Origin of the sequence: Enterobacter sp. KB-280D8 (genome assembly GCF_041399405.1) — a bacterium.
GTDB classification, from domain to species: Bacteria; Pseudomonadota; Gammaproteobacteria; order Enterobacterales; family Enterobacteriaceae; genus Enterobacter; species Enterobacter cloacae_N.
The window spans coordinates 137,101-158,844 of record NZ_JBGKEC010000002.1 but is presented as its reverse complement, the minus strand read 5'-3'; the positions used below and the strand labels follow the sequence as shown (position 1 = coordinate 158,844).

23 protein-coding genes, 1 pseudogene and 1 riboswitch are annotated in these 21,744 nt (G+C 62.1%); of the genes and pseudogenes, 14 read left to right on the top strand and 10 right to left on the bottom strand.

Annotation, left to right across the window (positions count from 1 at the left end):
* Position 1 precedes the first annotated feature (1 nt).
* The gene (gene hpxO / locus AB8818_RS06280) at positions 2–1,156 is read right to left on the bottom strand and encodes an FAD-dependent urate hydroxylase HpxO (protein ID WP_192983014.1); all 1,155 of its coding nucleotides are present in this window, start codon (positions 1,154–1,156) and stop codon (positions 2–4) included.
* Between the two features lie 239 nt (positions 1,157–1,395).
* Between hpxO and uraD the strand changes: the two genes are divergently transcribed.
* Together uraD and uraH are read left to right on the top strand one after the other, a co-directional pair.
* Positions 1,396–1,896: a 2-oxo-4-hydroxy-4-carboxy-5-ureidoimidazoline decarboxylase gene (uraD, locus tag AB8818_RS06275; protein ID WP_192983017.1), complete on the top strand. Its 501-nt coding sequence runs from the start codon at positions 1,396–1,398 to the stop codon at positions 1,894–1,896.
* The gene (gene uraH / locus AB8818_RS06270) at positions 1,893–2,216 is read left to right on the top strand and encodes a hydroxyisourate hydrolase (protein WP_192983020.1); all 324 of its coding nucleotides are present in this window, start codon (positions 1,893–1,895) and stop codon (positions 2,214–2,216) included. Before uraD ends, uraH begins: the two co-directional genes overlap by 4 nt.
* On the opposite strand, the gene guaD is transcribed toward uraH, so the two are convergent.
* Together guaD and AB8818_RS06260 are read right to left on the bottom strand one after the other, a co-directional pair.
* On the bottom strand, positions 2,196–3,515 hold the full coding sequence (gene guaD / locus AB8818_RS06265; RefSeq protein ID WP_192983023.1) for a guanine deaminase: 1,320 nt from the start codon (positions 3,513–3,515) through the stop codon (positions 2,196–2,198). The two genes, uraH and guaD, sit on opposite strands and share 21 nt — an antisense overlap.
* Before the next feature lie 98 nt (positions 3,516–3,613).
* On the bottom strand, positions 3,614–5,110 hold the full coding sequence (locus AB8818_RS06260; protein WP_192983024.1) for an NCS1 family nucleobase:cation symporter-1: 1,497 nt from the start codon (positions 5,108–5,110) through the stop codon (positions 3,614–3,616).
* Between the two features lie 144 nt (positions 5,111–5,254).
* Between AB8818_RS06260 and AB8818_RS06255 the strand changes: the two genes are divergently transcribed.
* The 3 genes and pseudogenes from AB8818_RS06255 (at position 5,255) to puuE (ending at position 7,662) form a co-directional block, all read left to right on the top strand.
* A complete protein-coding gene (locus tag AB8818_RS06255) occupies positions 5,255–5,971 on the top strand; it encodes a GntR family transcriptional regulator (RefSeq protein WP_192983027.1) in 717 nt (238 codons plus the stop codon).
* Positions 5,971–6,845 (top strand): annotated as a pseudogene (gene hpxA / locus AB8818_RS06250) (allantoin racemase). The gene AB8818_RS06255 and the pseudogene hpxA overlap by 1 nt, the downstream one beginning before the upstream one ends.
* Positions 6,763–7,662 (top strand): allantoinase PuuE, encoded by a 900-nt coding sequence (gene puuE, locus AB8818_RS06245; protein ID WP_226857586.1) that lies wholly within the window; start codon positions 6,763–6,765, stop codon positions 7,660–7,662. The pseudogene hpxA and the gene puuE overlap by 83 nt, the downstream one beginning before the upstream one ends.
* A gap of 69 nt (positions 7,663–7,731) precedes the next feature.
* Here the strand turns inward: puuE and hpxZ are convergent, their stop codons facing one another.
* The 4 genes from hpxZ to hpxW are packed head-to-tail and all read right to left on the bottom strand — an operon-like array spanning position 7,732 to position 11,291.
* A complete protein-coding gene (gene hpxZ, locus AB8818_RS06240) occupies positions 7,732–8,118 on the bottom strand; it encodes an oxalurate catabolism protein HpxZ (RefSeq protein ID WP_116340818.1) in 387 nt (128 codons plus the stop codon).
* Positions 8,115–9,512 (bottom strand): AtzE family amidohydrolase, encoded by a 1,398-nt coding sequence (locus tag AB8818_RS06235; RefSeq protein WP_192983033.1) that lies wholly within the window; start codon positions 9,510–9,512, stop codon positions 8,115–8,117. Before AB8818_RS06235 ends, hpxZ begins: the two co-directional genes overlap by 4 nt.
* Complete coding sequence (gene hpxX / locus AB8818_RS06230; RefSeq protein WP_192983035.1) at positions 9,509–9,697, bottom strand: oxalurate catabolism protein HpxX; 189 nt, start codon at positions 9,695–9,697, stop codon at positions 9,509–9,511. Before hpxX ends, AB8818_RS06235 begins: the two co-directional genes overlap by 4 nt.
* A gap of 10 nt (positions 9,698–9,707) precedes the next feature.
* Positions 9,708–11,291: an oxamate amidohydrolase gene (gene hpxW, locus AB8818_RS06225; RefSeq protein WP_192983037.1), complete on the bottom strand. Its 1,584-nt coding sequence runs from the start codon at positions 11,289–11,291 to the stop codon at positions 9,708–9,710.
* Positions 11,292–11,433: 142 nt separating this feature from the next.
* Between hpxW and hpxU the strand changes: the two genes are divergently transcribed.
* From hpxU to hpxK, 7 genes are all read left to right on the top strand, one after another.
* Positions 11,434–12,273: a MurR/RpiR family transcriptional regulator HpxU gene (gene hpxU, locus AB8818_RS06220; protein ID WP_192983039.1), complete on the top strand. Its 840-nt coding sequence runs from the start codon at positions 11,434–11,436 to the stop codon at positions 12,271–12,273.
* A 192-nt stretch (positions 12,274–12,465) separates the two neighbouring features.
* Complete coding sequence (locus tag AB8818_RS06215; protein ID WP_041910577.1) at positions 12,466–13,248, top strand: transporter substrate-binding domain-containing protein; 783 nt, start codon at positions 12,466–12,468, stop codon at positions 13,246–13,248.
* Positions 13,249–13,252: 4 nt separating this feature from the next.
* On the top strand, positions 13,253–13,918 hold the full coding sequence (locus AB8818_RS06210) for an amino acid ABC transporter permease (protein ID WP_166710697.1): 666 nt from the start codon (positions 13,253–13,255) through the stop codon (positions 13,916–13,918).
* Complete coding sequence (locus AB8818_RS06205) at positions 13,918–14,574, top strand: amino acid ABC transporter permease (protein ID WP_014883296.1); 657 nt, start codon at positions 13,918–13,920, stop codon at positions 14,572–14,574. Before AB8818_RS06210 ends, AB8818_RS06205 begins: the two co-directional genes overlap by 1 nt.
* Positions 14,555–15,292, top strand: coding sequence for an amino acid ABC transporter ATP-binding protein (locus tag AB8818_RS06200; RefSeq protein WP_008499843.1), 738 nt, complete (start codon positions 14,555–14,557; stop codon positions 15,290–15,292). Before AB8818_RS06205 ends, AB8818_RS06200 begins: the two co-directional genes overlap by 20 nt.
* A gap of 13 nt (positions 15,293–15,305) precedes the next feature.
* Positions 15,306–16,547: an alanine--glyoxylate aminotransferase family protein gene (locus tag AB8818_RS06195; RefSeq protein ID WP_166710699.1), complete on the top strand. Its 1,242-nt coding sequence runs from the start codon at positions 15,306–15,308 to the stop codon at positions 16,545–16,547.
* Complete coding sequence (gene hpxK / locus AB8818_RS06190) at positions 16,544–17,806, top strand: allantoate amidohydrolase (RefSeq protein ID WP_192983041.1); 1,263 nt, start codon at positions 16,544–16,546, stop codon at positions 17,804–17,806. The genes AB8818_RS06195 and hpxK overlap by 4 nt, the downstream gene beginning before the upstream one ends.
* Here hpxK and AB8818_RS06185 read toward each other — a convergent pair.
* Positions 17,772–18,773, bottom strand: coding sequence for a magnesium transporter (locus AB8818_RS06185; RefSeq protein ID WP_116340802.1), 1,002 nt, complete (start codon positions 18,771–18,773; stop codon positions 17,772–17,774). The two genes, hpxK and AB8818_RS06185, sit on opposite strands and share 35 nt — an antisense overlap.
* Before the next feature lie 60 nt (positions 18,774–18,833).
* Positions 18,834–19,003, bottom strand: a riboswitch (M-box (ykoK) riboswitch).
* Positions 19,004–19,162: 159 nt separating this feature from the next.
* Between AB8818_RS06185 and AB8818_RS06180 the strand changes: the two genes are divergently transcribed.
* Positions 19,163–19,666 (top strand): DedA family protein, encoded by a 504-nt coding sequence (locus AB8818_RS06180; RefSeq protein ID WP_163328682.1) that lies wholly within the window; start codon positions 19,163–19,165, stop codon positions 19,664–19,666.
* Between the two features lies 1 nt (position 19,667).
* On the opposite strand, the gene AB8818_RS06175 is transcribed toward AB8818_RS06180, so the two are convergent.
* Positions 19,668–20,417 (bottom strand): SDR family oxidoreductase, encoded by a 750-nt coding sequence (locus AB8818_RS06175; RefSeq protein ID WP_163328684.1) that lies wholly within the window; start codon positions 20,415–20,417, stop codon positions 19,668–19,670.
* A gap of 100 nt (positions 20,418–20,517) precedes the next feature.
* Between AB8818_RS06175 and AB8818_RS06170 the strand changes: the two genes are divergently transcribed.
* Entirely contained in the window at positions 20,518–20,877 is a 360-nt protein-coding gene (locus AB8818_RS06170; RefSeq protein WP_116340796.1) for a helix-turn-helix domain-containing protein, read from the top strand.
* 1 nt (position 20,878) lies between these two features.
* Here AB8818_RS06170 and AB8818_RS06165 read toward each other — a convergent pair whose 3' ends face one another.
* Positions 20,879–21,673: an SDR family oxidoreductase gene (locus tag AB8818_RS06165; RefSeq protein WP_192983043.1), complete on the bottom strand. Its 795-nt coding sequence runs from the start codon at positions 21,671–21,673 to the stop codon at positions 20,879–20,881.
* Positions 21,674–21,744: the final 71 nt, after the last annotated feature.

The following is a 21,744-nucleotide window of genomic DNA, read 5'->3' as shown; positions in this document are numbered from 1 at the left end:
TTCAGCCTAACGGGCCGCCCTGAATGGTCTCGCACAGACCGTTGATAATGCGCTCCCCGGTCTCCTCTTTGAGCTCCTGATACCAGGCCTGCGTCAACGCCATGTCTTTCCCGTGGGTGACGTCGCAGCGTTTACGCGCCTTCAGCACCAGGTCACGCACCCGGTCGCAGCGCAGCGCTTCGTACTGCCGCAGCGCCAGCGTAATGTTGTGGTTTTCACGCAGGCATTCCCCCAGCACCACGGCATCTTCCATCGCCGCACAGCCGCCCTGGCCGATATCCGGCGTGGTGCTGTGCGCGGCATCGCCGAGCAGCGCGACGTTGCCGCGCACCAGGCTGTCGAACGGCTCAATGTCGTGGATTTCAATGCGGTTGGTGGTTTCAGGATCCAGCGCCGCGATAAGCCTTTGCACCGGCGGCGCCCAGCCGCGGAAGTAGCCAGTGAGGTCGGCGCGCAGGGTGGTACGATCCTCCGCCAGGCCCGCGGGCAGCGGCACGTCAAAAAAGAAGTAGAAGCGGCCGCCGGAAACGGGCATCAGCGACACGCGTTTGCCTTCGCCAACGAAGGTGGTCCACTGGTGCGCCGGGGCAATCTCTTCGTCAATCTTCACCAGCCCGTTCCAGTTCACGTACCCGGCGTAGCGGCGCTCCGGGGTGTATCCCAGCACATACGGGCGAACCGCCGAGTGGCTGCCGTCGGCGGCAATCAGGAAATCCCCGGCTGCCGTGGTGCCATCGGTGAAGGTGACGCTCACGCCCGCGTCGTCTTCATGCACATGTTCCACGCGCTTGCCGAACTGCACCTTGTCGCGTCCCCAGAAGTCCAGCATTTCGCGCTGGAGTTCAGCGCGCGAGACGGGGCAGGGGCGTCCGCCGGTACGCTCAACCAGCGGGGCGAGACTGAAGCGGGTCAGGGTGTCGCCGCGCCGGTAATCCTTGTAGGCCATAAAACGCATCGGCCCGCCGTACGTCTCGATGATGTCGCCCATGCCGAGGTGCTGCATGCATTTCACGCCGTTCGGCCAGATTGAGATGGCCGCCCCGACGGGCCTGATCTCTTTTACGGCTTCAAACACGGTACAGTCGATGCCCGCTCTCTTCAGCGCGACGGCGGCGCTCAGGCCGCCAATACCCGCGCCAATCACGATTGCTTTCATGCTTCTCTCCTTTTGCAGGGTGTAAAGGCATTCAGCAATTTGCGTACCAGGCTGCAGAGTGGCGAAAACGGCGTTGTGAGGGAGACGTTTGCACTGCTAAGGTGCGCAAACGCGGTGAGCGTGCCTTTTTATGAATCAAAAATTTCCAGTTGCGCTACAGGGAATCGACTGTTTCACGCCTGCGCTCAAGGTGGCGTGGTTTGTGCAATAGCCTGGAGAAGGACAATAAAGGAGACACTATGATCGCACTGCACGACTTCAATCATCTTCCCCACGAAAAGGCGTTAGCGCTGATTCACCCCTGTGTGGCGCTCCCCGACTGGGCCGATGCGCTGGTTCACGGGCGGCCTTACGCCAGCCGGGACGAATTGTTCAGTACGGCAAAATCGCTGATGCAAAACTGGGACGAAGCGGCGCTGGCGCAAGCTCTGAGCGCCCATCCGCGCATCGGGGAAAAGCCCGCGGGCTCACAGGCGGAGGCGGCGCTGTCGCGCCAGGAGCAGGGCGCGGTCAATGACCGCGATGCTGACCTTGCCCGGGCGCTGCGCGAGGGGAATGCCCGCTACGAGGCCCGCTTCGGACGCGTCTTTCTGATCCGCGCGAAGGGCCGCAGCGGCGAGGACATTTTACAGGCGCTGCACGCGCGGCTGGAGAACAGCGACGCGCAGGAAGTTCGTGCCGCGCTGGAACAGCTGCGGGAAATTACGCTGCTACGGCTGGAAGGAGCTATTAGCGAATGAGCACGCTCAGCACCCATATTCTCGATATCTCAACCGGCAAACCCGCAGAGGGCGTGACGGTCCATCTGCAACAGGAGGGGAGCACGCTGGCCACGGGCGTGACCAACGCGCAGGGTCGCATCACTGCGTTCGTTCCCTCTCTGCCCGCGGGCCGCTATCGGCTGGTGGCGGAGATCGGCCCGTGGTTTAGCGAAACCGGTCGCGACACGCTCTATCCCTGCGCGCAAATTGATTTTGTGACGGGAGAGGCGGCAGACGAACACTACCATCTGCCGTTTGTGATTGCCCCCGGCGGGTGGTCAACCTACCGGGGCAGCTGACCACACACGCTCGCCGTTGACCCAGGTCTCGCTGATATTGCGCTCGTCGCCCAGGGTCATCAGCACGAAAAGCTGCTCGTAAATATCCTTGCAGCGGGAATTGCGCAGGCGCTGCAGCGGCGTTACGTCAGGGTCGATAACCACAAAATCCGCCTCTTTGCCGGGCGCGAAGTTGCCAATCTTATCGTCAAGCCTGAGCGCATGCGCGCCGCCCAGCGTGGCGTGGTAAAACGCCTCGCTGGCGCGCAGGCGGTAGCTCTGCAGCTGGCCCACCTTGTAGGCTTCCCCCAGGGTGCGCAGCATGCTGAAGGTGGTGCCCGCGCCGACGTCGGTACCGATGCCCATCCGCACCCTGTGCTGCCAGCAGGCGGGCAGGCGAAACAGCCCGCTGCCGAGAAACAGGTTAGAGGTGGGGCAAAACGCCACCGCCGAACCGGTGTCATGCAGGCACTGCCACTCGCTGTGGTGAAGGTGAATCGCGTGGGCAAATACGCTGCGCTCGCCGGTCAGGCCGTAGTGGTGATACACGTCCAGATAGCGCTCATGCTCCGGCCAGAGATCGCTTACCCAGGCCACTTCGTTGGGGTTTTCGCTCAGATGGGTCTGCAGCCAGGTATCCGGGAACTCCTCTCTGAGCAGGCTGACCGCGGCAAGCAGCTCGGGGGATGAGGTCGGGGCAAAGCGCGGCGTGATGGCATACCCCAGCCGCCCCCGGTGATGCCAGCGCTGGATCAGCGCCCGCGTCTGCCGGTAGCTCTGCTTCGCGTCTTCGCTCAGGTAGTCCGGCGCGTGCCTGTCCATCATCACCTTTCCGGCGATAAGGCGCATGTTCAGGCGCAGGGCCTCGGTAAACAGCGCCTCGACCGATTCCGGATGCAGCGTGCAAAACACCAGCGCGGTGGTGGTGCCGTTACTCACCAGCTGCTGAATGAAAAATTCGGCGATCTCTTTCGCGTAGGCTTCATCGGCAAACTGGCTCTCCACCGGGAAGGTGTAGGTAGTCAGCCATTCCAGCAGCTGTTCGCCAAAGGCACCGATCATCTCCGTTTGCGGGTAATGAACGTGAGTGTCGACAAAACCGGGCAGCAGCAGCCTGCCGCGCAGGTCGGTGTAGCCCTTGCGGGGGTCAAGATACTCCTCGCCCTCCTGCCACGGCATCTGCGCCAGAATTTTTCCGTGCTGGATAAACAGCAGGCCGTCCTCAAGGTAGCGCGCGTGTTGGGCGATGGGGTCTGCGCTGTCGCAGACCCGGGCAATATCGAAAAATGCACCGCGTATCGCAGTCTGGTATTCCATCATGGTTCCTGCCTTAGTGTTTGCGTAGCGGGGTAAGAAGGCTCAGCAAGAACGGTGCCAGAATGAACGGGCCGCAGATAAACTGCGGCCGGAGGAAGGGGTTACTCTTTTTGCGTCGCCACGCGGGAGCTGAACGAGGTCGCGCCTGCCGTCTCGCGCTCTTCCCGCGCCAGCCAGCGGTAGGTCACGCCGCCCAGGAAGACGCCGATAAACCAGCTGAAGTTTGCCACCTCATGCAGGGCCGGGATAAAGCCAATCACCAGCCCCACGGCAACGGACGGGATTAGCGCGCCAATGGCTTTCGGGTTGAAGCCGTTGCGGTACCAGTATTTGCCCTTTGGCGTGTCGTCGAACAGATCGTCCACCGACACCTTGCCGCGCTTAATCAGGTAGAAATCGGCAATCAGAATGCCGAACAGCGGGCCGATAAACGCCCCGAGCACGTCCAGGGTGTAGTGGATAAGCTCCGGCGAGTTGAACAGGTTCCACGGGGTGAGCAGGATCGAGCCGACGGCGGCGATCATGCCCCCGGTGCGGAAGCTGATTTTCTGCGGCGAACAGTTAGAGAAATCAAACGCCGGGGAGACGAAGTTCGCGACGATGTTAATCCCGATGGTGGCGGTGATCATCGTCAGCAGGCCAATCGCCACGGCCAGATCGTTACCCACGCGGCTGACGGTTTCAATTGGGTCGGTGATCATGCGGCCAAACAGCGACTGGGTGCCGGAGACAATAACCACGGTGACGATGGAGAACAGCAGGAAGTTAAACGGCAGGCCCCAGCGGTTGCCGCGGCGGATCTCGCCCATGCTTTTGCCGTAGCGGGAGAAGTCGCCAAAGTTGAGCAGCGGGCCGGAGAAGTAAGAAACCACCAGCGCGGTCGCGGTGATCATCTGCCAGCTCTGCTCGCCCGCGCTAAGGGATTTGCTGGCGAGGGTGAAGGAAATGCCGTCAAAGCCGGTCTTGTATACAATCCAGCCTGCGAGGGCCAGCATCACCACATAAACCGCCGGACCGGCGATATCAATAAAGCGCTTGATGGCGCTCATGCCGTGCCAGAAGACCATCGCCTGGAGTACCCACATGATGGCAAAGCAGATCCAGCCCAGCGGCGACAGGCCCAGGAAGGCACCGATGGTAAGGCTCGCCAGAGAAGGCCAAAACTTCAGCACCACCAGCATCAGCGCGTTGGCGGCCAGCCAGGTCTGGATGCCGTACCACGCAAAGGCAATCAGCCCGCGGATCACCGCCGGAATATTGGCCCCGAAGACGCCAAAGGCCTGACGGCTAATCACCGCGTAGGGCACGCCCGCCATCTGGCTCGGTTTGGCTACCAGGTTGGCGCACAGCTGCACGATGCAGATCCCCACCAGCAGGCAGAGCAGCACCTGCCAGCTTGCCAGCCCGAGCGTGAAGAAGCTCGCGGCGACAACATAACCCCCCATGCTGTGGACGTCCGACATCCAGAACGAAAAGATGTTGTACCAGCTCCAGTTCTGGTCACGTGTCGGTGCCAGATCCTCATTGCAAAGACGTGGGCTGTAAACCGCACCGGAATCAGCGGCCGTACCTTGCTGCGCGTTTTGACTGTTTGGCATGAAACCTGCTCCTGTGTTTGAAAACCCGTTAAGTGGGAGTGGAGTCGGTGTTGCAGGATCCAGGCCAAAATATTAAATCTTGTATGCAATTTTTTAATTTTATGTATACGATTCGATAAAGAAGCGTAAAAGACGGAGTGGTGAATGAATAACGTAAATGCCCTGCAGACCGCGCCAGACCTGCATGACAAAGACGAATCGATCTTTCAGGCGCTGATGACCGCGATTGTCGAACATCAGCTGCTGCCGGGGAGCAAACTGCCGGAAGAGGCGCTGGCCGAGGTGTTTGGCGTAAGCCGCACGGGCATCCGTAAGGTGCTGCAGCGACTCGCCGCTGTGCAAATGGTCACCTTAACGCCCAAGCGTGGTGCACACGTCGCCAGTCCGACGGTGGAAGAGGCGCAGCACATCTTTCGCACCCGCGCCCTGCTGGAGGTCGCCAACCTGCCGGACGTGCTGGCCCACTGCCAGCCGCCGCATCTCGCCGCGCTGGAGGCCATTATTCGCCAGGAGCAGCAGGCGCACGAGGCGTACGACGGGCCGGCGGCGATCCGCCACTCCGCCAATTTCCACATACAGCTGCAGGCCATCTCCGGCAACCAGGTGCTGACGGAGATGGTGACCGGCCTGAGCCAGCGCTCCTCGCTGGTGATTGCCACCTGGGGCGCGCCGTGGCGCCAGGGCTGCCGCTGCAACGACCACGAAAAGCTGGTGGATCTGCTGCGCCAGAAGGCGCTTGAGCCGCTCAGCGATGCCTTAATGCACCATTTTGAACATATCGTCGCCAGCCTCTGCTTCGAGCGGGCGGGCGAGTGCCTGCCTGATTTTGCCCGGCTGTTTGCCGGCCACAAGGAGTCGTAATGTCGTCTGTCTGTATACAAGTGATCAACCCCAACACCAGCCTCGCGATGACGGAAACCATCGGCGCGGCGGCCCGCGCGGTGGCGGCGCCAGGTACGGAGATCCTCGCGGTCTGTCCGGGCGCGGGCGTGCCGTCTATCGAGGGCCACTTTGATGAAGCCATCGCCGCCGTGGGGGTTCTTGAGCAGGTCAGGCTCGGCAGAGAGCAGGGCGTGGACGGTCACGTCATCGCCTGCTTTGGCGATCCGGGCCTGCTGGCGGCGCGTGAGCTGGCGCACGGGCCGGTGGTGGGCATTGCGGAAGCCGCCATGCATATGGCGACGCTGGTGGCGACGCGCTTTTCGGTGGTGACCACGCTGCCGCGCACGCTGATTATTGCCCGTCATCTGCTGCACCAGTATGGCTTTCACGATCGCTGCGCGGCGCTGCACGCTATCGATCTCCCGGTGCTGGCGCTGGAAGACGGCAGCGGTCTGGCGCAGGAGAAGGTGCGCGCGCGCTGTATTCAGGCGCTGAAAGAGGATGGCTGCGGCGCCATCGTGCTCGGCTGCGGCGGCATGGCGACGCTGGCACAGGAGCTGACCCGCGAGCTGCGCGTGCCGGTGATCGACGGCGTCAGCGCGGCGGTGAAGATGGTGGAGTCGCTGGTGGCGCTGGGGCTCTCGACCAGCAAGCACGGGGATCTGGCATTTCCGGAGAAAAAAGCGTTAAGCGGACATTTTCAGGCATTGAATCCATTTTAATTTTTGGGGGTGGCAATGGGACTTTTTGAACAGGATTACCCGCGGGATCTGCGCGGCTACGCCGGCAACCCGCCGCACGCCCGGTGGCCGAATCAGGCGCGCATCGCCGTGCAGTTTGTGCTCAATTATGAAGAGGGGGCGGAAAACCATGTTCTGCACGGCGATGCCGGATCCGAGCAGTTCCTGTCGGACATCATCGGCGCGGCCAGCTACCCGGACAAACACATGTCGATGGACTCCCTCTACGAATACGGCAGCCGCGCCGGATTCTGGCGGATCCACAGTGAATTTCAAAAGCGTGGCCTGCCGCTGACGGTCTTCGGCGTGGCGATGGCGCTGGCGCGTCACCCGGAGATCGTCGAGGCAATCAGGGCAGCGGATTACGACGTGGTGAGCCACGGCTGGCGCTGGATCCACTATCAGCACATGGATATCCAACAGGAGCGCGAACATCTGCACAAGGCGGTGCACGTGCTGACCGACCTGTTCGGCAAGCCGCCGACGGGCTGGTACACCGGACGCGACAGCCCCAACACGCGCCAGCTGGTGGTGGAGCACGGCGGCTTCGACTACGACAGCGACTACTATGGCGACGACCTGCCCTTCTGGACGGAAGTGGCCTGCGGTGACGGCACCCAAAAACCTCACCTGATCGTGCCGTATACGCTGGATGCTAACGACATGCGCTTCGCGACCGCGCAGGGGTTTAACACCGCCGAGCAGTTTTACACTTATCTGAAGGACAGTTTTGACGTGCTGTACGAAGAGGGGGAAAGCGCGCCGAAGATGATGTCCATCGGCATGCACTGCCGCCTGCTGGGGCGGCCGGGGCGTTTTCGCGCGCTGCAGCGCTTCCTGGATTACGTGCAGCAGCATGAGCAGGTGTGGGTCTGTACCCGCCAGCAGATTGCCGACCACTGGCGGGAGGTGCATCCGTTTCAGAAGTAAGTGTGCCGTGTTTAGCCGGGAGGCGGCTGCGCCTTGCCCGGCCTACGGAACCATGTATTCCCGGTGGGGTTACACCATCAAACTCACCTGCGCCGCCACGATCCGCCACCCGTAGGCAAACCGCACCCACGTCTGCTGCTGGCGGCCAATCCGCTCCGTGCCCTCCCGGGTAAACTCGGTGCTGCACACCGCGTAATCCTCCCCGAAGGTGGTGATGACGGTGTGGCGCAACGTCCGCTGCAACCCGGCGGCGGGGCGCGCCGCCCGGAAGGCGCGAATTTCATCAATCCCGTACAGGTTTTCACCCGCCCCCAGACGCACCGTGTTTTTGTCGTGCCAGAACAGCTCGTCCAGCACCGCAATGTTGTTGCTCACCAGCGCGTCTTCATAGCGGTAAAACGCGGCGGTCACCTCGGCGACTACCCACGGCAGGTTAATGTCATCGTGATTCATCATGCGGCCACCTCCGCCGGACGCGCGTCGGCGATGCCGCTCTCTTCCAGCACGTGCGCGACGCGCAGGCAGGCCTGCTCGTTAAACGGCGCGGCAATCAGTTGCAGGCCAATAGGCGCACCCTGCGCGGTACGCAGCGGAACGGTGGTCACGGGCAGACCCAAAAATGATATCGGCTGGGTCAGCATGCCCATGCTGGCGCGAATGGGAAGCGGCTGACCGTTAATCTCCATGGTTTGTTCGCCAATCCGCGTGGCGCTGCGCGGCGTCGCGGGGGCGATCAGCACGTCGGCCTGGGCAAACAGCGCGTGAAACGCCTGCCGGGCCTGCGCGCGGAACCGCTGGGCCTGAATATACCAGGCGGAGGGGATCATCGCCCCGGCCAGCAGTCGTTCGCGGGAGTGCGGCTCAAAACGCTCGGGCTCGCGGCGAAGCGCGGGCAGATACTGATTTCCGCCCTCGGAGGCGCTGATGATAAACGCCGCCGAGCGCGCCAGTTCGGCGTCCGGTAACTGCAGCTCATCCTGCACGTCCAGCGCCTTCGCCACCCGCGCCACGGCGTCTCTGGCATCCGTGTCGCACCAGGTGGTGAAGTAGCCGCCGAGCACCGCGCAGCGCAGGCCGTCAAGCCCGCGATCGAGCAGGGGGCGCGTCTGCTCGCGCGAGCTCTCTGCCTGAAAACCGTCGCTGCTGTCCCGACCCTGCAGCGCGTCGTACACGGACGCCAGGTCGCACACCCGACGGGCAAAGGGGCCGATATGATCCAGGCTCGCGACAAACGGATGGCTGCCGGAGCGCGACAGGCGGCCAAAGGTGGGCTTCAGGCCGTAGATGCCGCACAGGGAGGCCGGAACGCGAATCGACCCGTTGGTATCGGTGCCGAGCGAAAAGTTCACCAGCCCGGCGGCCACGGCGGCAGCTGAACCGCCGGAGGACCCGCCCGCAATGCGCGTCAGGTCGTGTGGGTTACGCGTCGCGCCGTAGCGGCTGTTCTCGGTGGTAAAGCCGTAGGCGTAGGCGTCCATATTCACCATCCCGGACAGCAGCCCACCCGCGCTGCGCAACTGGCGCACGGCGAAGCTGTCGGCGGCCGCGGCGGGGCGCTGGCTGAACAGCTCTGCCCCCGCGAGGGTGGTGTGTCCGGCAACGTCGAACAGGTTTTTCACCGCGTAGGGCACGCCCGCCAGCGGCGGCAGGGGGCGCTTTTCGCGCCGCAGGGTGTCGATGTTCTCAGCCTCGGCGAGCATGCGTGCTTCCGTCACGGCGGTCCAGGCGTTGATCTGCGGGTTCACGCGCGCAATGGCCTCCAGCGTCTGGCGGGCAATCTCATGGGCGCTCAGCTCGCCCGCGCTCAGTGCCTGCTGAATGTCGGTGATACTCATCTCATGTAGCGTCATGCTTTATACACTCCTGCGATCTCCAGACGGTCGTCGAGCGGCAGCGCCATCAGCGGGGCGGCCATGCTGGCAATGCGGCTGAACTGCACATGCAGCTCGGCGCGGCGGGCATCGTCCAGCTCTACGCCGAGCACAGACTCCATTTGCGCAAGATAGGCCTGCCAGTCGGGTTGTGGTGTCGTCATTTTTTTCTCCTCAGAATCCGGCGGCTGCGCCGTTGCTGCGCGGGTCAAATGCCCCTTCGAACAGCCCGTTGGGATGGCGGACAATCGCGCCCGCGTGGCCCATCGCTTCGCTAAAGTCAGGAAATATTTCCACCTCGTGTCCCCGCCCGCGAAGCCGAGAGACCGCCTCAGCGCTGAAGCGTCCTTCAAGTTTTAACGTGTCAGAAGTTTGTCCCCAGGTGCGCCCCAGCAGCCAGCGCGGGCGGGAGATACTTTCCTGTAAAGGCAGGCCCTGAACCACGTAGCGGGTAAAAAGCGCGGCCTGGGTTTGTGGCTGTCCGTCACCGCCCATCGATCCGTAGACCATCACGCGCCCGTCCTTAAGACGCGCCGCCGCCGGGTTCAGGGTATGGAAAGGCTGCTTGCCCGGCGCGAGTGCCAGAAGATGATTGGGATCGAGGCTGAACGATGCCCCCCGGTTCTGCCAGACGATGCCGGTGTCGGGCAGCACCACGCCGCTGCCGAACTCGTGATAGATACTCTGGATAAACGACACGGCGAGCCCGCTGTTATCCATTACCCCCATCCACACCGTATCGCCGGGGCCTTTTCCGGTGCCCCACGGCGCGGCGCGGCCGTCGTCAACCCTCTCGGCAAGCGCCTGCAGAGCGGCGGGATCCAGCAGACCCTGAATATCGGTTTTCAGCTCGCGCGGGTCGGTGATGTGGGCATCGCGCAGGCCAAAGGCCAGCTTGGTGGCTTCAACGATGCGGTGAATGGTGTCGGCGTCGTCTGCCTCCGCCATGTTCAGGCGGTCGGTGATGCCGAGTATCGCCAGCGAGACCAGCCCCTGCGTCGGCGGGGCGTGGTTAAAGATCTCGCCCTGCTGATGCAGCAGCTTCAGCGGCGCGGTGCGCCGGGCTGCGTGCGCGTTAAGATCGGCCAGCGTCACGGGCAGGCCCAGCGTCTCCATGCCGTGCGCCAGCACGTCCGCCAGCGGGCCGCGGTAAAAGCTGTCCAGGCCGTCTTCCGCCAGGCGCGTCAGGGTTGAGGCCATGGCGGGCTGATAAAAGCGGCTCCCGACCTGCGGCGGCCTACCGTCCACCAGCCAGGTTTCCGCGAAGCCGGGGACGTCTTTCAGCTCGTCAAATTTGCTGGCCGTGGCATGGGCCTGTGAGGCCGTGACCGGCGTGCCGTTCTGCGCATACTCAATGGCGTCGGCCAGCAGGCGAGCCAGCGGCAGCGACTTGCCGGTCATCTCGCGGGAGACCTTCAGCGCCTCGTCCCAGCCGCTTACCGTGCCGGCGACGGTCAGCGCCGCCTGCGGCCCGCGATGGGGAATATGCGTTAGCCCCTCGTAGGCGGCGAGCGTTGCCCGCGAACCCGCCGCGCCGCTGGCATCAATGGCGACAGGTTCGCCTTCCGGCGGCACGATAAGCCAGAAGCCATCGCCGCCCAGCCCATTCATGTGCGGGTAAACCACGGCGATGGTGGCCGCCGCGGCGACCATCGCTTCTATCGCGCTGCCGCCTTCGCGCAGCACCGCCAGCGCGCTCTGGCTGGCAAGATGGTGGGGCGCAACGGCCATGCCGTGCGTGGAGACATTACTTTGCATGAGGAATCCTCGTAACCCTGAAAGTCACAAGGTGCTGCAAAAGCTGTTCCAGTTCTGAAAGAAAAGTTTCAGTAAACTGGCACGTATAATGAAAGGTAGAATGAAAGGCAAAATGTGATGAAACAAAAGTTACAGAGGCGCTATGGAACAACTGGATGAACGTCTGAAAGCACAGTACCCGTCGCTGTCGCCGCAGGAGCAGCGGGTGGCGGACTTTATATTCGACCATTTTGACGACCTGATCAGCTACAACAGCGCCGAGCTGGCGCAGCTGAGCGGGGTGTCGAAAGCCACGGTCAGCCGCCTCTTTAAGCGTCTGGGGTATGAGAAATATAAGGATATGCGTGACGAGCTGCGCACCCTGCGCCAGAGCGGGATGCCGCTCACCGATAACCGCGACGCGGTGCAGGGCAACACGCTGCTGGCGCGCCACTACAAGCAGGAGATGGCGAACCTGACTCAGTGGGTCAATGCCCTCGACGCGCAGCAGTTTGCCGACGCCATAGCCTGCATGGTCAAGGCGCGGCGCATCGTCATTATCGGCATGCGTAACGCCTATCCTGCGGCGCTCCACCTGCGCCAGCAGCTGCTGCAGGCGCGCGGCCAGGTGCTGGTCCTGCCGCAGCCGGGGCAGAGCCTGAGCGAGGAGATGGTGGACTTAACGCCGGACGATCTGGTGGTGATGATGGCCTTTCGCCGCCGCCCGCGCATTATCCGCCCGCTGATGCAGCAGCTTCATAGCAGCGGTATTCCGGTGCTGCTGATGTGCGAGCCGCAGGCGCACAGCCTGTTTCCGCTCGCGAGCTGGCAGCTCTGCGCCCCGCTGGACAGCGTCTCGGCCTATGACAGCTACTCCTCGGTCAACAGCCTGATTAACCTGCTGGCGAATGCCTTCCTGCATGAGATCCTCGATAAAGGGCGCCCGCGCATTCACGAGATTGCCTCCCTCTATCAGCAGCTGGACGAACTCGAACAACGATAATGGGGCATCAGACTGGTGCTTTTGCATTGAAATGGTGCAGGTGACGGGTCGGAGAAACGCACGTTTTTTCGACCCGTCCGTGTTTTATCAGGCTTCACAAGAATATTCCCCGCTTCGCCTTATCTGGCACATTAGTTGCAAAAACACATTCAAAGAATCTTTTGTTTCATGTTAACGTTACGGGGAAGCACCATGAAAAAACTGTTAATTGCACTGGCCGGGGCCGCATGTCTCTTCACACAGCTGCCGGCAAAGGCTGACCAGCTTCAGGATATCGAGAAGCGCGGCACTATCCGCATTGCCGTTCCGCAGGACTTCCCGCCGTTTGGCTCGGTGGGGACCGATCTGCAGCCGCAGGGCTATGACATCGACATGGCGCGCTATCTGGCCAAACAGATGAAGCTCAAGCTGCAGCTGGTGCCGGTGACCAGCGCCAACCGCGTGCCGTACCTGCAAACCGATAAGGTGGATCTGGTTATTTCAAGCCTCGGTAAAAACCCGGAGCGCGAGAAGGTGATCGACTTCAGCCGCGCCTACGCGCCGTTCTTCCTCGGCGTGTTTGGTCCGAAAGGGGCCGAGCTGAAGGACGCCGCCGCGCTGAGCGGAAAAACCATCGGCGTGACGCGCGGGGCGGTGGAGGACATGGTGCTGACCGGCCTGGCGCCGAAAGATGCCAACGTGAAACGCTACGAAGACAACAACACCACGCTCTCCGCCTACCTCTCCGGCCAGGTGCAGTACGTGGCAACCGGCAACCTCGTGGTGGCGGCCATTTCGCGCCAGAACGCGGATAAAGCCCCGGTGCCGAGCTTTATGCTGAAAGACTCGCCGTGCTTTATCGGCCTGAAGAAAAACGAACCGGCCCTTAAGGCAAAAGTGGATGCGCTGATTGAGCAGGGCATCAAGGACGGCACGCTGAACGGCCTGTCTGAGCAATGGCTGAAGGCCCCGCTGCCGGCAAACCTTGGCGCCTGAGCCGATGACGGAGCAACTTGATTTTTCAGCCCTCTGGCCGCACTGGCCGGAGCTGCTGGCGGGATTGTGGGTCACCATTCAGCTGACGGTAATGGCAACCATCGGCGGGCTGGCAATCGGGATTTTCGGCGCGGCGATCCGCAGCGGACGCACCACCTGGTACAGCCGGATCTGGGGCGCGTACGTGGAAATCATCCGCAACACGCCGTTTGTGGTGCAGCTGTTTTTCATCGTCTTCGGTCTGCCGAATCTTGGCCTGAAGATGACGGCGGGGGAAGCGGCGCTATTGGCAATGGTGGTGAACCTGGGCGCGTACAGCACCGAAATTATCCGCGCGGGCATTCAGGTCACGCCGAAAGGGCAGTGGGAGGCCGGGCGCGTGCTGGGGCTGACCCGTCTGCAGACCTTTATTCGCGTGGTGCTGCCGCCCGCGCTGCAGCGCATTTATCCGGCGCTGGTGAGCCAGTGCATCATCGTGATGCTCGGCTCGTCGGTGGTGTCGCAGGTCTCGTATGAAGAGCTGACCTTCGCCGCCAACCTGATCCAGTCCAGAACGTTTCTGAGCTTTGAGGTTTATCTGGTGACAACCGGGATTTACTTAGCGCTGTCGATTACCCTGCGCCAGCTGATGATGGCGGCGGGACGCAAATGGCTGGGGGTGCAGGCATGATGACCACCTTTACCGACTGGGACATTATTCGCAACCTGCTGCTGGCCGGACGCTGGACGGTGCTGCTGTCGCTGGTGGCGTTTGTCGGCGGGGCGGTGGTAACGCTGCCGCTCCTGCTGCTGCGCCTGACGGGCGGACGCACGGTGAAGCGCATCATCCGCGGCTATATTGAGCTGTTTCAGGGCACGCCGCTGCTGATGCAGTTGTTCCTGGCCTTCTTCGGCGTGGCGCTGTTCGGCATCGACGTCTCGCCGTGGACCGCCGCCTCGTTGGCGCTGACGTTTTACACCAGCGCGTTTCTGCTCGATATCTGGTACGGCAGCATTCGCGCGCTGCCGAAGGGGCAGTGGGAAGCCTCGCGCTGTCTGGGGCTGACCTTTGGCCAGACCCTGTTTCGCGTGGTCGCCCCGCAGGCGCTGCGCATCGGCATTGCGCCGACGGTCGGCTTTGCCGTACAGGTGATCAAGGGGACCGCGCTGGCGTCGATTATCGGCTTTATCGAGCTGACCAAGGCCGGGACCATGCTGACCAACGTGACGTATCAGCCGTTTAAGGTCTTTGCGCTGGTGGCGCTCGGCTACTTTATTCTGTGTTATCCGCTGTCGCGCTACAGCCGCTATCTGGAGACGAAATTCAATGCCTCTCATCACCATTAATCAGGTGCAGAAATACTACGGCGATAACCACGTGCTCAAGGGCGTCGATCTGGATATCGACATGGGCCAGGTGATCTCCATTATCGGGCGCAGCGGGTCGGGTAAAAGCACGCTGCTGCGCTGCATCAACGGGCTGGAAGGCTATCAGGACGGCAGCATCAAGCTGGGCGGTATGACCATTACCGACCGGGATTCCCAGGCGCGTGAAATCAGCCGCTCGGTCGGGATGGTGTTCCAGAGCTTCAACCTGTTCCCGCACATGACGGCGCTGGAAAACGTAATGCTCGCCCCGCGTCGGGTGCTGAAGAAAAGCGCCGCCGAATGCCGCGAGCTGGCGCAGCGCATGCTGGAGAAAGTGGGGCTTGGCGATCGTCTGGATTACTACCCGTCGAGCCTCTCCGGTGGCCAGCAGCAGCGCGTGGCGATTGCCCGCGCGCTGGCGATGTCGCCTAAAGTTTTACTCTGTGACGAGATCACCTCAGCGCTCGACCCGGAGCTGGTGGGCGAAGTGCTCAAGGTGCTGGAGCAGCTGGCGGCCGAGGGGATGACCCTGATCCTCGTGACCCATGAAATGAATTTTGCCCGCGAAGTGGGCGACCGCGTGGTGTTTATGCACCAGGGGAAAGTCTGGGAGCAGGGCGACAGCAAAACGCTGTTCGCCAACCCGCAGACCACGGAACTGAAGCAGTTCATCTCCTCCGTGCGCGGCCTCAACTGATAAGGACTGATAAATGGATATCGCACGCTTTCCGCAAATCAACCCGCCCCAGCGTCTGCTGATGGGGCCGGGCCCGATCAACGCCGACCCGCGCGTGCTGCGCGCCATGTCGAGCCAGCTGGTCGGCCAGTACGATCCGGCCATGACCCACTACATGAACGAGGTGATGGCGCTCTATCGCGGGGTGTTCCGCACCGAGAACCGCTGGACGATGCTGGTGGACGGCACCTCCCGCGCGGGGATTGAAGCCATTCTGGTCTCCGCCATCCGCCCGGGAGATAAGGTGCTGGTGCCGGTCTTTGGCCGCTTTGGTCATCTGCTGTGCGAAATTGCCCGCCGCTGCCGCGCGGAGGTGCATACCATTGAGGTGCCGTGGGGCGAGGTGTTTACCCCGGATCAGGTCGAGGATGCGATTAAGCGCATTCGTCCGCGCCTGCTGCTGACCGTGCAGGGCGACACCTCCACCACCATGCTGCAGCCGCTCGCCGAGCTTGGCGCCATCTGCCGCCGCTACGACGTGCTTTTCTACACCGACGCCACCGCGTCGCTCGGCGGCAACGCGCTGGAGACCGACGCCTGGGGGCTGGATGCTGTGTCAGCCGGGATGCAGAAGTGCCTCGGCGGCCCGTCGGGCACGTCGCCGATCACCCTGAGCGCGCGCATGGAGGAGGCGATCCGCCGCCGCAAATGCGTTGAGGAGGGAATTCGCACCGACGCCCACCGCGACGGGGACGAGGAGATGATCTACTCCAACTATTTCGATCTCGGCATGGTAATGGACTACTGGGGGCCGGAACGCCTGAACCACCACACCGAAGCCACTACCGCGTTGTTTGGCGCCCGCGAATGTGCGCGGCTGATCCTCCAGGAAGGGCTGGATAACGGCATCGCCCGCCATAAGCTCCACGGCGATGCGCTGCTGAAAGGCATTCAGGCGATGGGGCTGGAGACCTTCGGCGATCTGAAGCACAAGATGAACAACGTGCTGGGCGTGGTAATCCCGCAGGGCGTCAACGGCGACCAGGTGCGTAAGCTGATGCTGGAGGATTTCGGGATTGAAATCGGCACCTCGTTTGGCCCGCTACACGGCAAAGTGTGGCGCATCGGCACTATGGGCTATAACGCGCGCAAGGACTGCGTGATGACCACCCTGAGCGCGCTGGAGTCGGTGCTCAACTACCTGAAATTCACCACTACGCAGGGGGCCGCCATGCAGGCCGCGTGGGACCACTATCGCCGCGAGACGCCGCAATGAGCCCGGCGGCAGAACGGGTGATGGCCCGCGCTGACGCGCTGGCCGCCATCAGCGAAACCCCGGATGCGCTGACCAGGGTCTATCTCTCCACGCAGCATCTGCAGGCCAACCAGCTGGTGGGGCAGTGGATGAGCCAGGCGGGAATGACCGTCTGGCAGGACAGCGTGGGCAATATCTGCGGCCGCTATGAGGGCGCGCAGGAAGGGGCGCAGGCGGTGCTGCTCGGCTCGCATCTGGATACCGTGCGCAACGCCGGGCGCTACGACGGCATGCTCGGGGTGCTCACCGCCATTGAGGTGGTGGACAGCCTGCACCAGCAGGGTGTGCATCTGGCACAGGCCATCGAGATTGTCGGCTTTTGCGACGAAGAGGGCACCCGCTTCGGCATTACGCTGTTAGGCAGCCGGGGGCTGACGGGCACCTGGCCGCAGGGCTGGCTGGAAAAAGCCGACGCCAGCGGCATCAGCGTGGCGCAGGCGATGACCCAGGTGGGGCTCGATCCCGCCCGCGTGTCGAATGCCGCGCGCCGTCAGGAGGATTTCAGCGCCTATCTGGAGCTGCATATTGAGCAGGGGCCGTGTCTTGAGCAGGAGGCGCTCGCGCTTGGCGTGGTGGAAGCCATTAACGGCGCGCGTCGTCTGAACTGCCGCTTCACCGGCGAGGCCGGACACGCGGGAACCGTGCCGATGCACCACCGCAGGGACGCGCTGGCCGCCGCCGCCGAGTGGATGGTTATCATTGAAAACGCTACCCGACAGCAGGGCGGCAACCTGGTGGCGACGGTCGGGGAATTGCGCTGCCTGCCGGGGGCGGTGAACGTGATCCCCGGCGAGGTTGAGCTCTCGCTGGATATTCGCGGCCCGCAGGATGTGCCGCTGGATCGGTTGCTTGACGACCTGCTGGAACATGCCCAGGCGATCGCATCGCGCCGCGGGCTGGCGTTTAGCGCCGAGGAGTTTTACCGCATTGCCGCCACGCCGTGCGATCGCCACCTGCAGAGCGTGCTGGGGGAGGCCGTTAAATCGGTACAGGAGCGGTCGCTCTCGCTGCCAAGCGGTGCGGGCCACGATGCGATTGCCATAGCGGAACGCTGGCCGGTAGGCATGCTCTTCGTGCGCTGCAGGGGAGGCGTCAGCCACCATCCGGCGGAATCGGTGATGGCTGAGGATGTCGCGCTGGCGATTGAGGCGTTTTCGCGTGCGGTGATTCAGCTGGCGGACCGCGTTACTCCAGCCCCAGAGTATATTGCGCGATCTTGAAGTAGATAATCAGCCCGGTACCGTCGATAAGCGTCGCGATAAACGGCGCGGAGACGACCGCCGGGTCAATGCCGCAGCGCTTGAGCACCATCGGAATGACAGACGACACGATCGCGCTCCAGAGCGTAATGCACACCAGCGTCAGGCTGACGATAAGCGTAATTTCCAGCCCAATCCCCATCATCCAGGCGCGGATACACCCGGCGATACCGAGCGTCACGGCAATCATTAGCGAGGTGGTCATCTCTTTGCGCAGCACGCGGCCCACGTCGCGCAGACGCACTTCACCCAGCGCCATGGCGCGCACCAGCGTGGAGGTGATCTGCGTTCCGCTGTTGCCGCCCGTGCCGATCAGCAGCGGAATAAAGAACGCCAGCGCGATGGCGGACTCCAGCGCCTCTTCAAAGTGCTGGATCACCGAGCTGGTGTAGGCTTCCGCGACAAACAGCAGCAGCAGCCAGACGGAGCGTTTCTTCCACAAGCTGAAGGCGCTGGTTTCCAGATAGGGCTTCTCCAGCGGCAGCGTCGCCCCCTGAAGCTGAGCATCTTCGGTGACGTCGTCTTCCAGCAGGTGGGCGATTTCGCGCTCGGTCAGGCAGCCGACGAGCTTGCCATGGGTGACCACGGGCACGACGTCCGCCTCGCCGTGGGCCAGCAGCCCGGCAACATTGGCGCGTTCATCTTCCGGTTTGACCTGCAAAAACTGCGAAATCATCAGGCTTTTAATTGGCTGCACGGTATCCGTGACCTGCAATAATTTGCGCACGGCAATCATGCCAGCCAGGCGGCCATGGTCTTCAATAAAAATATGCGACGGAATATCATCGTCTTTTAATTTTTCGAAGAATTGCTCGCGCGCCAGCGCGACGCATAATGAAATGTCGAGGACGATAAAATCGGTATTCATATATTGCGCGACCGCGCTGTCATTGAATGCCAGGTTCTGGTTGTGAATAGCGTAAGACATAGTGAATTCCCTTTGAATAATAACATCTCTCAGGGGCGAGCAAGACAGGGCATGTCGAAGAGGAGATCCCCACGTCCTGGGTTCAGCACTGTACACCGTATCCCGCAAGGGAAGTTATACTGACAAAGCCTTGATTCGACAGTGCCTGTTTTACCCTGTGCCGGTTCTCTCGAACCCACCAGAGCGATAACGTGTATTTGTACAGGAGCCTCGCCATAACGAGATCGTTGTAAAACGAGAGAAATAATACGCTTATTTGATATTACCGCTCGGGAAATTAAATAATGTTTAAGAACGGTTTAGGAGAATCTTATTAATAAAGCGTTGACGGTTTATTTAAGGTAATTCTTTTCTAATGGAGGATTATATAATCAACGGAGGAGAGGAAAATGGCGTGGTTTGATAATCTGCTGAATCATTTTGCGCTGTATCCGGCACATCTGTTCGCGCTGTTATTCGTGATGGCGCTGAGCAAGTCGACGGTGCTGGTCTCCTCCGTGTTGCCGCCCGCCTCGGTGATGCTGCTGGCGGGCATAACCGTCAGCCACGGGAGCATGCATCCTGCGCTGGCGTGGCTCGCCGTGGTGCTGGGGGCAACGGCGGGGTCGGTGCTGAATTACCATATCGGCCAGCTGATGGGGCACACCCGGCTGGTCACGCGTTTCACCTCAAAGCATGCCGATAAGTTCTTGCGGGTACAGCATCAGCTGCAAAAGAACGGCGTTGTTGTGCTGTTTACGTCGCGCTTTCTGGCGGTGTTGCGTTATATCGTGCCGCTGGCGGCGGGGATGCTCAGGCTGAACGCCGTCAAGGTCTACGCCGTCAGCCTGCTTTCCGCCTGCGCGTGGGCGGCGCTGTATGTCGGCGCGGTCACCGGCATCAGCGCCTTTTGAGTTACAGACTTCCCATACCGCCGTCCACCAGCAGCTCCGTCCCTACCGTGTAGCTCGACTCGTCTGACGCCAGATAGAGCGCGGCTTTCGCCAGCTCCGTCGTCGAGCCCATTCTGCCGAGCGGCACCAGCTTGATGATGTCTGCCATCATCGCGCTAAGCGTCTCTTCGCTTAAGCCCGTCTTCGTAAACGCCGGGGTTTCCACCGGGCCGGGGCTCAGGCCGTTGACGCGGATCCCGCGCGGCAGCAGCTCCGCCGACAGGGTGCGCGCCAGCGACAGCAGGGCGGCCTTGCTCGCGGCATACACGCTGCTGGTGGGCAGGCCGATGCGCGCGCTCACGGAGCCGCAGAGGATCACCGACGACGGGTTATTCAGCAGCGGCAGCAGCGCCTGAATTAAAAAGAACGGTCCCTTCAGGTTGATGCCCATCAGGCGGTCCCAGGCTTCTTCCTGCCACGCTTCCAGCGGCGCGTGTGTCACGTCGCCTGCGTTGAGAAACACCGCGTCCAGGCGCGGCCAGCGGGCGGCGAGGGTTTCCGCCAGCGCGCGTTGCGCTGTGATATCTCCCGCATCGGTCGGGATCACCCAGGCCTTATCGCCCAGAATACGTTCTGCTTCGGCAAGGGTGGCCGGGTTGCGTCCGGTCACGGCGACGTGCGCCCCTTCGGCGATAAACGCCTGCGCGGTGGCAAGACCAATGCCGCTGGTGCCGCCGGTAATCAGCGTATATTTATCTGTTAAACGACCCATGTTCTTCTCCTGAAATGTCACTGGAGAAAGCACTATAGAAACGTTAGTATCGAAAGGAAACCAGGTACCAAATGGATACTAAAGAGGCAAGAGGTGTGCTATGGCGGAAATGCTGACTGAGTGCTGTGAAAAAAAATCTGAGGTTTATACCTGCCCGATGACGCAGTTTGTCAACCTGATTTCCGGCAAGTGGGCAATCCCGATCCTCTATCGCCTGATTGTGATCAACGCGCCCGTCCGCTTCGGCGATCTGCTGCGGGCGGCTGCCCCCATCACCCAGAAAGAGCTGACGAAGCAGCTGCGCCTGTTTGAACAGCGCGGGCTGGTGACGCGGACGGTCTACCCGGAGATCCCGCCGCGCGTGGAGTATCAGATAACCGGGCTGGGGTTAACCCTTCAGGACGCACTCTCCCCGCTGGCCGCCTGGATGAGCGAGTACGGCGACCAGCTGGAGCGTTAGGCTACTGCCTCACGTAGCGCGGTGCCGGAATACCTGTGCGCGCGCTGTTAAACAGCTCAAGGCGTGCCGCTTCGTAGCGATCCCACAGGCCTGCGTCATGCATCGGCGGAATAGTGATCGCTTCGCCCTGATCCAGACCCACCAGCGACGCATCGACCATATCGTCGGTGGTCATCACCGACCCTTCCGGCAAATCGTTCACCGTAACCCCTGAATGGCTCCAGATCTCCGTCGCCGTGGCGGCGGGCAGCACCGCCTGAATGCGCACGCTGCTGTCGGCAAATTCTTCCTGCAGCCCACGGGTAAAGCTCAGCACCCAGGCTTTGGTGGCGCTGTAGAGCGCGCTGCCCGCACGGACATGCAGCGATAGCACAGAGGCGATATTGATCAGCGTCCCGCGATTGTTCTGCGCCAGACGGGGCAGGATGGCGTAGGTCAGACGCATCAGCGCCGTGGTATTGAGGGTGTTAATGGCCTGATGCTGCGCCACCTCGCCCGCGAGGAACGGCGCCATCTGTGCGGTGCCCGCGTTGTTTACCAGCGTATCGATGGCGGTATTGCTGCGTAGCTCCTCTTCCACGGCGCGGATCCCGGCTTCATCGGTGAGATCGGCCACCAGAATGTCGACGGCCACGCCATAGCGCGCGCGCAGGTCGGCAGCGAGGGTTTTCAGGCGTTCCTCGCGGCGGGCAACCAGCACCAGGTTGGCACCGCGCGCGGCAAGACGATCGGCATAAACGGCACCGATCCCGGAAGAGGCACCCGTAATCAGGGCGGTAGTGATTTGCGTAGTCATCGTGTGTTACCTCAAAGCAAAGTGGTTTGTTTGGTTTCAATATGAAACTGAATTAACTCTCTGCTATTTGG